Raw genomic sequence first — 12,659 nt, forward strand, 5'->3', positions numbered from 1 at the left:
CCCCCGGGGGGCAGCTAGCGCGCGAAGCGCGCGCGGCGTGGGGGCAACACTACCCCGCGTGCTCGATGACCAGTTGCACCGACACCATGCCGTTCCAGACGTTCTGCTCCAGTCGGTAGGCGGCCTGGATGTGTTCCGGCAGGGATTGGTCGTGGCCGAACCAGATGGCGTCGAAGCGTTGGTGGCCGCGTTCCAGCGATAGCTTCAAGTGCTTCTCGCCGACCAGGCGCTGGTTGCGGACGGTGAATTCGTCGAGGAACAGGGGGGCGGCGAAGCCGGCGCCCCAGACTTGCTGTTGCAGCATGCCGGCGACGTCGGCGTTGGCATAGCCGGATTCGAGGGAGCCGTCCGTTTCGATGACGGGCTCGAAGGAGTCGCGTCCGGTCAGCTCGCGGACGGCGGCGTCGAAGGCGGGGGCGAAGGCGGCGAAGTCTGCCTTGCCCAGGGTCAGGCCGGCCGCCATGGCGTGGCCGCCGAATTTGCGGATGAGGTTGGGGTGGCGCTTGGAGACGAGATCCAGCGCGTCGCGCAGGTGCACGTCGGGGATCGAGCGGCCGGAGCCGCGGATTTCATCGTCGCCGGCGGGGGCGAAGGCCAGCGTGGGGCGCCAGAATTTTTCTTTGAGGCGGGAGGCGACGAGGCCGACGACGCCCTGGTGCCAGCCGGGGTCGAAGACGCAGACGGTGGCGCCGGCGGCGGCGTCGGGCGCTTCCATGGCGGCGAGCGCCTGTTCGCGCATTTCGGCTTCGATGCTGCGGCGTTCGCGGTTGATGTTGTCGAGTTCGCGCGCCATTTCGAGGGCCTGGGCCTCGTCGTCGGTGGTGAGGCAGGCGATGCCGAGGCTCATGTCGGCCAGGCGGCCGGCGGCGTTGATGCGGGGGCCGAGGGCGAAGCCGAGGTCGAAGCCGTTGGCGCTGCGCGGTTCGCGGCCGGCGACGGCGAAGAGCGCGCGCAGGCCGGGTTGCAGGCGGCCGGCGCGCATGCGTTGCAGGCCCTGGGTGACGAGCAGGCGGTTGTTGGCGTCGAGTTTGACGACGTCGGCGACGGTGCCCAGGGCGACCAGGTCGGACAGCGCGTCCAGGCGGGGGCCGCCGTCGGGGGCGTAGACGCCGCGCCGGCGCAGTTCGGCGCGCAGGGCGAGCATCATGTAGAAGATGACGCCCACGCCGGCTAGGTTCTTGGACGGAAAGCCGCAGCCGGGCTGGTTGGGGTTCACGATGGCCAGCGCCTGGGGCAGGGTGTCGCCCGGGAGGTGGTGGTCGGTGATCACGACGCCGATGCCGGCGGCGTTGGCGGCGTCCACGCCGTCCACGCTGGCGATGCCGTTGTCGACGGTGATGATGATGTCGGGCTTGCCGGCGCGGTGCCTGCAGGCCAGTTCCACCACGGCGGGCGAGAGGCCGTAGCCGGTTTCGAAGCGGTTGGGGACCAGGAAGTCGACGTCGGCGCCCATGGCGGACAAGGCCCGCAGCCCGACGGCGCAGGCGGTGGCGCCGTCGCAGTCGTAGTCGGCGACGATCAGCAGTTTTTTGCCCGCCTGGATGGCGTCGGCCAGCACGCCGGCGGCATGGGCCGAGTGGGTGAGGCCGGCGGGGGGCAGGAGGGAGGGCCAGGCCAGGCGGGTCTGGTCGGGATGGGTGACCCCGCGGGCGGCCCACAGGCGGGCGAGCAAGGGATGGATGCCCGAGGCTTCGAGGACGCGGCAGGCGTCCAGGTCGGACGGACGGACAGTCAAGCGGGGTGAGACCACCAGGCGCTCCAGTTCTTTTTGGGGGCGGGCAGCAAGCCGAGCAGGCCCCCGCGCGGTTTGAGGGTAAGGGCGACCTTGCGGTCGTCGCCCAGCAGCAGCAGGTCGACGGGCGCCTCGGGCAGGCCGTTCTTGCCGGCGAGGGGGCGCAGGCGCCGGGTGTCCAGGATGGCGAGGGCGTCGAGCCAGGCGGCCCAGTCGCCGTTGCGCCCGGGGGCTTCCAGTTCGGCGAATACGCGTTCGGCGCCGGGCGCGGCGGCGTTCCAGGGCGAGCCGCCGCCGTACAGCCACAGGGCATTGACGGGGGGCAGGCCGCGGGCGGCGCGCGCCTCGTTGACGGGGTGGTCGTGCCACGCCATCTGTATTTCGTTGAGCAGCCGGCGCCAGGGGCGGGTCTGGGCGTCCTGGCGCCACCAGTCGTTCAGGCGCTGCCCGGCCACCGCCAGGGGGCTGGCGGTCTGGGGGCGCAGGCCCTCGGGCAGGCGCAGGCGCCAGCGTTCGGGCGACAGGAGTTCGACGGCGAAGCCCGTGTCCTCGAAGAGGGGGCGGGCGGTTTCCAGCAGGGCGGCGGTTTCCTCGGCGCGCAGGTCCATCATGCCGGGGTCCAGCAGGGTGGCCTGGTCGGTGCCCAGCGCCAGGTGGACCAGTTCGGCCAGCCAGACGGGTTCGCCGCCCGCGGCCTGCGCGCCGGCCAGCAGGGGGCCGAGGCCGGCGCCCTGCAGCAGGCCGGCTTCGGGCGCATAGCCCGCCCGGGCCAGTTGCCAGGACTCGAAGGCGGTGCAGCCGTGGGCGCGCAGGTCGTAGGCCTCGGGCCGGGCGGCGCCGGCCCGCAGCCAGGCGTGCAGGGTGGGAGCGCGCTCGGGCAGGAGCTTGGCCAGCTCCGAGGCGACGGGGAGGGCGGGCAAGGCGCCCGGGATGACGATCAGCATGGCCGGGATTGTAGTCCCCGAGGACGGGGGAACTAAGCGGCCCCGATACTGCCATAGCTGAACACGCCCGTCCGGGCCTGTCGGCCGCGAACGCAGCGCGCGGGCAGGCGGCGGGCGGGCCCGCCCGCCGCGGGGCGTCCCCCCGCCCGTTAATGCCATAATGCGCACGTGCTGAAAATACCCTACGAACTATGGATAGGCGCCCGCTATGCCGGGCTGGCCCGAATCCGCCAGCGACGCGGACGCCGCGATCGCTTCATCTCCTTCATCGCCGCCAGTTCCATGGCGGGCATCGCGCTGGGCGTAGCCGCCCTGATCGTCGTGCTGTCCGTCATGAATGGTTTCCAGAAGGAAGTGCGCGACCGCATGCTGTCGGTGCTGCCGCACATCGAGCTCTATATCCCCGGCGCCGTGCCGGAGCGGGTGCTGGAGCAATGGCAGCAGTTCGCCGCGGCCGCCGAGAAGAACACCGCGGTCAAGGCCGGCGCGCCGTTCGTGGCGGCGCAGGGCATGCTGGTGCGCGGGCAGGCCCTGCGGGGCGTGCAGGTGCGCGGCATCGATCCGCAGTCCGAGGGCAAGGTGTCGGATCTGCCCAGGCAAATGGTTTCGGGCCGGCTCACGGACCTGAAGCCGGGCAGCTTCGGCGTGGTGCTGGGCAACGAGCTGGCCGACGGCATGGGCGTGAAGGTGGGCGATACGCTGCTGATGATGGCGCCGCAAGGCTCGATCAGCCCGGCGGGCTTTACGCCGCGCATGCGCCAGTTCACCGTGGTGGGCGTTTTTTCTTCCGGCCACTATGAATACGATTCTTCGCTGGCGTTCGTCGACGACGAGGACGCGGCGCGCGTGTTCCGCGACAGCGGCACCGCCGGGGTGCGGCTGCGCATCGCGGATATGCAGAAGGCGCCGGAAGTGGCGGCCGAGTTGCAGCAGGTGCTGCCGCCCTATGTGACGGCCAGCGATTGGTCGCGCAACAACCGCACCTGGTTCGCGGCCGTGAAGACCGAAAAGCGCATGATGTTCCTGATCCTGGCGCTGATCGTGGCGGTGGCGGCGTTCAACCTGCTGTCGTCGCTGGTCATGGCCGTGAAGGACAAGCAGTCCGACATCGCCATCCTGCGCACGCTGGGCGCGGGCCCGCGCGAGATTGCCCGCATCTTCCTGGTGCAGGGCGCGCTGATCGGCGTGATCGGCACGCTGCTGGGCGTGGCCGGGGGCATCGTCATCGCCTACAACGTGGACGTGATCGTGCCGTTCATCGAGGGCCTGCTCGGCGTGCATTTCCTGCCGCGCGAGATCTATTTCATCAGCGCCTTGCCGTCGGATCCGCAGGTGGGCGACATCGTCACCATCGGCCTGACTTCCCTGGTGCTGTCGCTGCTGGCGACCCTGTATCCCAGCTGGCGCGCCTCGCGCCTGCAACCCGCCCAGGTGCTGCGCCATGACTGACAACCTCACTCCCGCGCTGCAGGCCGACAACATCGTCAAGGTCTACGACGAAGGCCCCGCGCGCATCGAAGTGCTCAGCAACGTCAGCCTGTCGGTGGCGCGCGGCGAGATGGTCGCCATCGTGGGCGCCTCCGGTTCCGGCAAGAGCACGCTGCTGCACATCCTGGGCCTGCTGGACGTGCCGACCAGCGGCTCGGTGTCGGTGGACGGCCAATTGGCGGTGGGCCTGTCCGAGAGCCGCAAGAGCGCGGTGCGCAACCGCAGCCTGGGCTTCGTTTATCAGTTCCACCACCTGCTGCCGGAGTTTTCGGCGCTGGACAACGTGGCGATGCCGCTGATCGTGCGCCGCGAGAACCGCGACCGCGCCCGGGCGGCCGCCCGCGAGGTGCTGGGCCTGGTGGGCCTGTCGGCCCGTGAAGGCCATTTTCCGGGGCAGCTCTCCGGCGGCGAGCGGCAGCGCGTGGCGCTGGCGCGCGCGCTGGTGACGCGGCCGGCCTGCGTGCTGGCCGACGAGCCCACCGGCAACCTGGACCGCCACACCGCGCACATCATGTTCGAGCTGCTGACGCAGGTGAACCGCGAGTCGGGCACGGCATTCGCCATCGTCACGCACGACCCGGAACTGGCCGCCCGCGCCGACCGCCAATTGCTCATGGAAAACGGCCGCCTGGTTTCGGGTTGAGCGGGCCGGGTGGATAATCGGGGCAAGGAGGCCGCGCCCATGCTGATCGACACCCATTGCCACCTGGATGCCGCCGAGTTCGACGCCGACCGCGACCAGGTGGCCGACGATGCCTGCGAGGCCGGCGTCGGGTCCATCGTGATCCCCGCCGTCGAACGCGCCAATTTTCCCATCGTGCGGGAGCTTGCCGGCCGGGTCGCCGGCGGCGCCTACGCGCTGGGCATCCATCCTCTCTACGTGCAGCGCGCCGACGACGCGGACCTGGACGCGCTGCGCGCGGCCATCGGGCAGTCGCTGGGCGATCCCCGCTTCGTCGCCATCGGCGAGATCGGCCTGGATTTCTTCGTGCCCGAGATCGCCTCGGGCGAGCCGCGCGAGCGCCAGGAGCGTTTCTACGCCGCGCAGCTGGCGATGGCGGCCGAGTTCGGCCTGCCGGTGCTGCTGCACGTGCGCAAGTCGCAGGACATTCTGTTGAAGTATCTGCGCCGCCATCCGCGCATCGGCGGCATCGCTCATGCGTTCAACGGCAGCGCGCAGCAGGCGCAGGCGTTCATCGAGCAGGGGTTCGCGCTGGGGCTGGGCGGGGCCATGACCTACGAGCGCGCGTTGCAGATCCGCCGCCACGCGGTAGAGGTGGACCTGGAGCACTTGGTGCTGGAAACCGACGCGCCGGACATTCCGCCCGCCTGGCTCCATCCGCCCGACCGGCGCAACCGCCCCGGCGAACTGGCGCGCATCGCCGAAGTGCTGGCCGAACTGCGGGGGCTTTCGCTCGCGCGGGTTGCGCATGCCACCTCGGCCAACGCCATGCGGGTGCTGCCGCGCCTGCCGGCGGCCATTCTGGCCGACGCCGACTGATCTCCGTCCCGTTTTTTTGACTGCGCGATAACGGAAGTTGTTGCGCGAATACGTCATTTTTCTCAGAATTGTCTGAAACCTTTGATTTAGCTGAATGAAACCTGACAAATAATTGAACGAATTAATAGGAATGAATATCATTGGCGTTCCCTAAAAGAACCCAATCGGCGCCTTGCGCCAACCGTCCGGAAAAGGGCGGTTTTCCTTGTCATTCCTATGCCCACACAGAAAAGCTTGAAAGGCTCCCGCCGCATCCGTTCCCCACATTGCCTGCTTGTCCGCCAGTTGCCGCTTGCGCTGGCCCTGGCCGCCGCAGGGGCCGCCCATGCGCAAAGCGAAGACACGATGGGCGTGGCTCAACTGGATACTGTCGTGGTGACCGCGTCCGGTTTCGAGCAGGAGATCAAGAACGCGCCGGCGTCCATTTCCGTCATCACCCGCGAACAGCTGGAAACCAAGCCCTTCCACAACCTGGCCGACGCCGTCGCCGATGTCGAAGGCGTGACGGTGGAGCGGGGCGGCAAGGCAGGCGGCATGAACATCAGCATCCGCGGCCTGCCCAGCGACTACACGCTGGTGCTGGTGGACGGCAAGCGCCTGAACCAGAACAGTTCCGGCGCGCGCCCCAACGGCTTCGGCGACGTGGACACGAACTTCATTCCCCCCATGGCGGCGATCGAGCGGATCGAAGTGGTGCGCGGCCCGATGTCGACCTTGTACGGCTCCGATGCGATGGGCGGCGTCATCAACATCATCACGCGCAAGGTTAGCCAGGAATGGACCGGGCAGGTCACGCTGGACGGCACGGCGCAAGGCGACAACCGCTACGGCAACAACTATGGATCGGCGTTCTACCTGAGCGGCCCGCTGGTGACCGACAAGCTGGGCCTGACCCTGCGCGGCGGGCTGTACCGCCGCCTGAGCGCGCACGGCAGCTATCCGGCCAATCAGGCCGAGTCCGACAGCGGCAACTACACCGGCGACATCGCCAGCTTCAGCGGCCTGGGAGACAGCCTGCAGCGCAACGTCGGGCTGCGCCTGGCACTGACGCCCAACCGCAACCATGACGTCCTGTTCGACGTCGACAGCAACTGGCAGACCTATGACAACGCCAACGGCGAGCTGGGAACCCTGAACGACAGCGTGGCGCGCAACCGCCAGGGCGGGGGCTATGAGCCCGAAATGAAGTTCAACCGCCAGCGCTATGCGCTGACGCACCTGGGCCGCTACGCCGGCTCCATCAGTTCCGATACCAGCCTGGTGTACGACACCACGGAAACCATCGGGCGCACCAATCCCATGAACGCGCCGCGCCGTCCCACGGACGGCGACAAGCGCGACCTGGAATACGACAACTGGGTGTTCGACACCAAGTGGACCATGCCGCTGTTCAACGACCGCCACAATCTGACCATGGGCGGCCAATGGCGCGAACAGCATTTCAAGGACACGCTGGTATCGGCGCCGCTGGACATGAAGCAGTACCAGTGGGCCCTGTTCGCCGAAGACGAATGGCGCATCGTGGACGACCTGGCGCTCACCATGGGCGCGCGCTACGACCGCAACGAGCAGTTCGGCGGCAAATGGAGTCCCCGCGGCTATCTGGTGTGGAACGCCACGCCGGCGTGGACGTTCAAGGGCGGCGTGAGCAAGGGCTACAAGACGCCCGACATCAACCTCATGACCGACGGCATCATCGGGCTGGGCGCGCAGGGCACCATGCCGCTGCTGGGCAATTCGCAGCTCAAGCCCGAAAGCAGCACCTCGTCCGAACTGGGCGTGCTGTTCGACGACGGCGCGGGGCTGACCGGCAACCTGACCGCCTTCCACACCAAGTTCAAGGACAAGATCGACAGCCAGAACGTGCCCAATTGCCTGGCGGCGGGCGGCCCCGCGCCGGGGTGCCTGGACCTGGGCGTGTGGGAGCGCAACGGCGTGCCGGTCGCCAATTTCTCGCAGCGGGTCAACGTGGATTCGGCCACCATCAAGGGCTTTGAATTTGGCGGCCGCGTGCCGCTGTACGCCGGCTGGTCCTTCAACGCCAACTACACGCTGACCGCAAGCGAAGTGACCTCGGGCGCCAAGCAGGGGCAGCCGCTGGGCTCGCAGCCCAGGCACGCCCTGAACCTGGGCCTGAACTGGAAGATCAACGACCAGTTCAACACCTGGGTGCGCGGCGAGTACCGCGCCAAGCAGTTCAACGACATGAACTGGGAAAAGGAGCAGGTGTTCTACAGCCCGTACTGGCTGGCCAGCCTGGGCGGTTCCTACGCGGTCAACAAGAACGTGACCTTGTCGGCATCGGTGCTCAACCTGTTCGACAAGAACTTCGTGGACTACGGCCCGACGAAGACCGGCACGTCGGCGCCGGCGGCCAATGCCAACTGGTCGAACTCCTACCGGCAGGTGCTGGAAGGCCGCCGCCTGTGGGTGTCGGCGAACATCACGTTCTGATGGCTGTGAGCGCCCGGCTCCGGCCGGGCGCCGTGATGGAAACGCACCGCGAAAAGTAGTAACGTACGTAATTATCTGGTGCGTACCGTATGTCTGCCACTGCCAAGTCCGATCGAGTTCCGCCGCAGTCCGCGGCCCAGGCGTCATCGTTCGATCCGTTCGAACAGGCCATGCGCGACTTGTCGCGGAGGCTGGGCCCGGATAGCGGCAATCCGTTGCAGCAGGCCGCCCTGTCGCGCCTGCTGCAGCACACGGCCTTGCGGCTGACGGATGCGCTGGATGCGCCATTGCGGCCGCATGGCCTGAATTCCACCCTGTGGACGGCGCTGGTGGTCATCTACAGCAGCCAGGACCACGAGCTGATGCCCTCGGCGCTCAGCGTTTTCATGAATTCATCGCGCACCAACATCACGCGCGTCTCCAGAGAATTGACGAAACAGGGCTTCGTGCGGCGGATCGCCAGCGCGCATGACGGCCGCCAGGTGCTGCTGCAACTGACCGGCAAGGGGCGGCGCTTCGTCGAAGACCACCTGCCGCTGCGCCGCGCCCAGATGACCCGCATCTTCGCGGCGTTCGACGCCGCCGAACTGGAGCAGTTCGAGGCGCTGGCGCGCAAGCTGTTGCTGGCGGCCGAATAGGATCCGGGCCGCCGCGCCATCATGACCGCCGACCTTCCCGTCCGGCCCGCTCCCGCGCCGTCCCGCCGGCTGATGATCACGGTGTCCATCATGATGGCCACGATCATGCAGACCCTGGACAGCACCATCGCCAACGTCGCGCTGCCGCATATGGCGGGCGGCCTGTCCGCATCGCAGAGCCAGATTACCTGGGTGCTCACGTCCTACATCGTGGCCGCGGCGATCGCCACGCCCGTCACCGGCTGGCTGACGGGGCGCTATGGGCGTTCGCGGATATTCCTGGTCGCCATCGCCGGCTTCACGGTCATGTCGCTGCTGTGCGGCGCCGCGGCGAACCTGGCGGAGATCGTCGTCGCCCGCCTGCTGCAAGGCGCGTTCGGCGCGGCGCTCGTCCCCTTGTCGCAGTCGGTCATGCTGGACATCAATCCTCCCGAACGCCATGCGCGCGCCATGGCGACGTGGGGGATGGGGGTCATGCTGGGACCCATCCTGGGCCCGACCCTGGGCGGCTGGCTGACCGACAACATGAGCTGGCGCTGGGTGTTCCTGATCAACCTGCCGGTCGGCCTCCTGTCTTTCGCGGGAGTCTGGTTCTATCTGCGCGACGAGGGCGCGGCGCGCAAATCGGGTTTCGACTGGTTCGGTTTCGCGACGCTGGCCATCTTCGTGGGCATGCTGCAATTGGTGCTGGACCGGGGAGACCAGGTCGACTGGTTCGAATCCATCGAGATCCGCATCTATGCCGCCTGCGCCGCCATCGCGCTGATCTACTTCATCATCCACACGGCCACCGTCGGCGCGGCCTCGTTCTTGAACGTCAATTTGTTGCGCGACCGCAATTTCGTCACCGGCACGGCATTCTATTTCGTGGTGGGACTGTTGCTGTACGCCACCCGGGCGCTGCTGCCGCCGATGTTGCAGACATTGCTGGGCTACCCGGTCGTCACGACGGGGCTGGTCACCGCGCCCAGCGGCTTGGGCACCATGGTGGCGATGCTGGTCGCCGGCCGCGTCGTCGGGAAGCTGGATGAACGGCTCATCATCGGATTGGGCCTGGGGCTGACTGCGCTGTCCTTGTGGCAGATGGCCAATTTTTCGCCGGAAATCACGGATTGGGGCGTCGCATGGCCGGGGTTCGTCCAGGGACTGGGCCTGGGTTTCACCTCGGTTCCGCTGACCACGCTGACCTTCTCCACGCTGGACCGGGCGCTGCGGCCGGAAGGAACCGCGATCTTCAGCCTGTCGCGCAACATGGGGAGCAGCATCGGAATATCCACCATGCAGGCGCTATTGACCCGCAATACCGTGATGATGCACAGCTCATTGGCGGCCTACGTGACGGCGGGCGCTTTGCAGGCGCGTCCGGATGGCTTCGACAAAGTATTCGACCTGGGCACGCGGGCGGGCCTGGCTGGCCTGGATGCGGTATTGCAGAACCAGGCGGCGTTCGTCGCGTATCTCGACGACTATCGCTTGATGATGTGGCTGACGCTGGCCACGTTGCCGTGCCTGCTGCTGATGCGGGTGCGCAAGCGGAACGCGGCCGCGCCGCAAGAGGAACTGCCGCACATCGCGGCGGAATAGGGGGCGTTTCCCCCGCGGCTCAGTCGGGCAGCCGGGGCAGTTCCAGCCTCACGCTCAATCCCTGGGGCGACATATTGCGCGCCGACATGCGGCCTTTGTGCGCGGCCACGGCGGCGTGCGCGATGGACAGGCCCAGGCCGGCGCCGCTGCCCGGCTTGCGGGCGCCGGAGGTGGTCCGGTAGAAGGGCTCGAACAGGGATTCCAGTTCTTCGTGGGCCACGCCCGGCCCTCGGTCTTCGATTTCCAGGCAGGCCTCGCGCGCGCTGACCAGCAGGCGCACGCGGATGGCGCTGTGCGCGGGGGCGAAGCGCAGGGCGTTGCGCAGCACGTTTTCGATGGCGCTGGCGAGGCTGCAGCGGTCGCCCACCAGCGGCACCGGCGGGTGCGGGTCCCAGGCGATGCGGATCTGCCGCCCGCCCGCTTCGTAACGGGCGTCCTCGACCACGGCGGACACGATCTCGGCCAGGTCCAGCGTGTCGGTGGGCACGGGCAGGGCGCCCAGGCGCGCCAGCCGCAGCGTGTTGCCGACCAGCGAATCCAGGCGCTCGCATTCGCGTTCGATGCGGTCGAGCTGCAGGTCCTGGCGCTCGTCCTTGCGCCGCGCCAGTTCGGCCGCCAGCCGCAGCCGGGCCAGGGGCGAGCGCAGTTCGTGGGCGATGTTGTGCAGCAGCTGTTCGCGAGTGTCGACCAGGGCCTTGAGGCGGTCCGCCATGGCGTTGAAGTCGCGCGCGAGCAGGCCGAGCTCGTCCTTGCGGCGGGCCAGCTTCGCCGGCGTGTGCGCGCCCAGCCGCCCGGCCGACAAGGCGTGGGTGGCCTGGCGCAGTTGCGCCAGCGGCGCGGTGACGTGGCGGGTCAGGGCCCAGCAGAAGGGCGCGGTCACGGCCAGCGCGAATAGCAGCAGCGCCAGCGCCACGGGCGAGAGCGCCAGCACTTCCCAATGCGAGGAATCGAAGGGCAGGAACAGCATCAGCAGTTCAGTGTCGTCCGGCAGCGCGAGCCACTGCGGCTCCCACCAGGAGACCCGTTCGCCGGCCGGTTCGGCGGGCGCGTAATCGGCCTGCGGCGGGCGGCCGGGCGCGGCGCGGTACGAGCTCAGCCAATCGTGCATGCGGGTGGGCAGCCGGCGGCCCAGGATGTCGGCGTCCTGGGCGTCCATGATGTAGATCTTCAGGGCCGAATAGCGCTGGTCCATGGCCTGGACCCAGCGCGCCAGGCCTTCCTCGCCCTGGGTGCGCGCGATCTGCGCGGCGTCGCGCGTGAGGCTGGCGGGGTTCAGGCCGTCGAGCGAATTGAAGCGGTACCAGGCGACCGCGGCGGTCAGCATCATCCCGCAGACGAGGATGATGGCCATGGCGCTCCAGAAGGTCAGGAAGGCGCGCCAGAAGAGCGAGCGGGTGGGCAGCCAGGCCATCAGGCGCCGCCGGCCAGCACGTAGCCCAGGCCGCGCAGGTTGCGGATGGACAGCGCCTCCGCGCCGGTGTCCAGGCGCAGTTTCTTGCGCAGGGCGCTGATGTGGGTGTCGATGCTGCGGTCGTACCGGTCGGGCTTGCGGCCCAGCGCGTACAGGCCTATCTGGTCGCGCCCGATGACCTGGCCCGGGGCGCGCATCAGGATTTCCAGGATGCGCTGCTCGGCGCCGGTGAGCGCGATTTCTTCGTCGCCGATCCGCGCGCGGCCGGTGGCCGGATCGAGGGACAGCGCGCCCAGCGTCAGGCTGGGCCGCGCGGCGTCGGGCACTTCCTCGAAGCGGCGCTGCACCGCCGTGATGCGGGCCTTGAGCTCGCGCGGGCTGAAGGGCTTCGCCAGGTAATCGTCGGCGCCGAACTCCAGGCCCAGCACGCGGTCGGTTTCGCCGCCGTGGGCGGTGAACATGATGACGGGGCGGCGCGAGCGCTGCCGGTAGTGCTTGAGCAGATCCAGGCCGCTGCCGTCGGGAAGCATCAGGTCCAGCAGCACCAGGTCGAAGTCGTCCCGCGCCAGCAGGGCGAGCCCCTGCGCGCCCGTATGCGCCAGCGTGAGCAGGCAATGATTCGGTTCCAGGTATTCGCGCAGCATCTGCGCGAGCTCGACGTCGTCGTCGATCAGCAGGATGCGGCGCGTCGCCGGGGATTGGGAAAAAGGCATGCGTTTCGTCGGTTCTGCACCCGGCAGTGTGGCGGATGGCCGCGGGCCGGAGTGTCAAGAAGTGCAAAGAAGATAAAAGTTGCGGAAAGCGGGTTGCCGGTCTCCGACAGGTCCAATTCTAATATGAGAATAGTTTTCATTCATAAGTCGAAGCGGGCGGGACGTCACACGTGGGGTGGGGCGCAAGCCTGGGA

General features: G+C 68.4%; 10 protein-coding genes. 6 read left to right on the top strand and 4 right to left on the bottom strand.

The window, feature by feature from the left end:
* Positions 1-49: 49 nt before the first annotated feature.
* On the bottom strand, positions 50-1,750 hold the full coding sequence (recJ, locus tag ADE01S_RS16545) for a single-stranded-DNA-specific exonuclease RecJ (RefSeq protein WP_062682818.1): 1,701 nt from the start codon (positions 1,748-1,750) through the stop codon (positions 50-52).
* Complete coding sequence (locus tag ADE01S_RS16550) at positions 1,732-2,676, bottom strand: hypothetical protein (RefSeq protein WP_062682819.1); 945 nt, start codon at positions 2,674-2,676, stop codon at positions 1,732-1,734. The genes recJ and ADE01S_RS16550 overlap by 19 nt, the downstream gene beginning before the upstream one ends.
* A 216-nt stretch (positions 2,677-2,892) precedes the next feature.
* Here ADE01S_RS16550 and ADE01S_RS16555 point away from each other — a divergent pair, with 216 nt between their 5' ends.
* The 6 genes from ADE01S_RS16555 (at position 2,893) to ADE01S_RS16580 (ending at position 10,341) form a co-directional block, all read left to right on the top strand.
* Entirely contained in the window at positions 2,893-4,125 is a 1,233-nt protein-coding gene (locus ADE01S_RS16555; RefSeq protein ID WP_242663377.1) for a lipoprotein-releasing ABC transporter permease subunit, read from the top strand.
* Positions 4,118-4,807 (top strand): ABC transporter ATP-binding protein, encoded by a 690-nt coding sequence (locus tag ADE01S_RS16560; protein ID WP_062682821.1) that lies wholly within the window; start codon positions 4,118-4,120, stop codon positions 4,805-4,807. Before ADE01S_RS16555 ends, ADE01S_RS16560 begins: the two co-directional genes overlap by 8 nt.
* Positions 4,808-4,846: 39 nt before the next feature.
* Positions 4,847-5,665, top strand: coding sequence for a TatD family hydrolase (locus tag ADE01S_RS16565; RefSeq protein WP_062682847.1), 819 nt, complete (start codon positions 4,847-4,849; stop codon positions 5,663-5,665).
* 216 nt (positions 5,666-5,881) lie between these two features.
* Positions 5,882-8,119: a TonB-dependent receptor domain-containing protein gene (locus tag ADE01S_RS16570; RefSeq protein WP_062682822.1), complete on the top strand. Its 2,238-nt coding sequence runs from the start codon at positions 5,882-5,884 to the stop codon at positions 8,117-8,119.
* Positions 8,120-8,208: 89 nt separating this feature from the next.
* Positions 8,209-8,757 carry a MarR family transcriptional regulator gene (locus ADE01S_RS16575; RefSeq protein ID WP_062682823.1) on the top strand — a complete coding sequence of 183 codons (549 nt, stop codon included), beginning with the start codon at positions 8,209-8,211 and terminating at the stop codon, positions 8,755-8,757.
* Positions 8,758-8,778: 21 nt separating this feature from the next.
* On the top strand, positions 8,779-10,341 hold the full coding sequence (locus ADE01S_RS16580; RefSeq protein ID WP_062682824.1) for a DHA2 family efflux MFS transporter permease subunit: 1,563 nt from the start codon (positions 8,779-8,781) through the stop codon (positions 10,339-10,341).
* A 19-nt stretch (positions 10,342-10,360) separates the two neighbouring features.
* Here the strand turns inward: ADE01S_RS16580 and ADE01S_RS16585 are convergent, their stop codons facing one another.
* Complete coding sequence (locus ADE01S_RS16585) at positions 10,361-11,752, bottom strand: HAMP domain-containing sensor histidine kinase (protein WP_062682825.1); 1,392 nt, start codon at positions 11,750-11,752, stop codon at positions 10,361-10,363.
* Positions 11,752-12,465 (bottom strand): response regulator transcription factor, encoded by a 714-nt coding sequence (locus ADE01S_RS16590; RefSeq protein WP_062682826.1) that lies wholly within the window; start codon positions 12,463-12,465, stop codon positions 11,752-11,754. The genes ADE01S_RS16585 and ADE01S_RS16590 overlap by 1 nt, the downstream gene beginning before the upstream one ends.
* Positions 12,466-12,659 lie beyond the last annotated feature (194 nt).

This window comes from Achromobacter denitrificans NBRC 15125, assembly GCF_001571365.1.
Lineage (GTDB): Bacteria > Pseudomonadota > Gammaproteobacteria > Burkholderiales > Burkholderiaceae_B > Achromobacter > Achromobacter denitrificans.

Excerpts from the sequence above, each read along its gene's own strand:
- ADE01S_RS16550 (WP_062682819.1), bottom strand. The coding sequence starts at position 2,676 with ATGCTGATCGTCATCCCGGGCGCCTTGCCCGCCCTCCCCGTCGCCTCG.
- ADE01S_RS16560 (WP_062682821.1), top strand. The coding sequence starts at position 4,118 with ATGACTGACAACCTCACTCCCGCGCTGCAGGCCGACAACATCGTCAAG.
- ADE01S_RS16565 (WP_062682847.1), top strand. The coding sequence starts at position 4,847 with ATGCTGATCGACACCCATTGCCACCTGGATGCCGCCGAGTTCGACGCC.
- ADE01S_RS16570 (WP_062682822.1), top strand. The coding sequence starts at position 5,882 with ATGCCCACACAGAAAAGCTTGAAAGGCTCCCGCCGCATCCGTTCCCCA.
- ADE01S_RS16575 (WP_062682823.1), top strand. The coding sequence starts at position 8,209 with ATGTCTGCCACTGCCAAGTCCGATCGAGTTCCGCCGCAGTCCGCGGCC.
- ADE01S_RS16580 (WP_062682824.1), top strand. The coding sequence starts at position 8,779 with ATGACCGCCGACCTTCCCGTCCGGCCCGCTCCCGCGCCGTCCCGCCGG.
- ADE01S_RS16585 (WP_062682825.1), bottom strand. The coding sequence starts at position 11,752 with ATGGCCTGGCTGCCCACCCGCTCGCTCTTCTGGCGCGCCTTCCTGACC.
- ADE01S_RS16590 (WP_062682826.1), bottom strand. The coding sequence starts at position 12,465 with ATGCCTTTTTCCCAATCCCCGGCGACGCGCCGCATCCTGCTGATCGAC.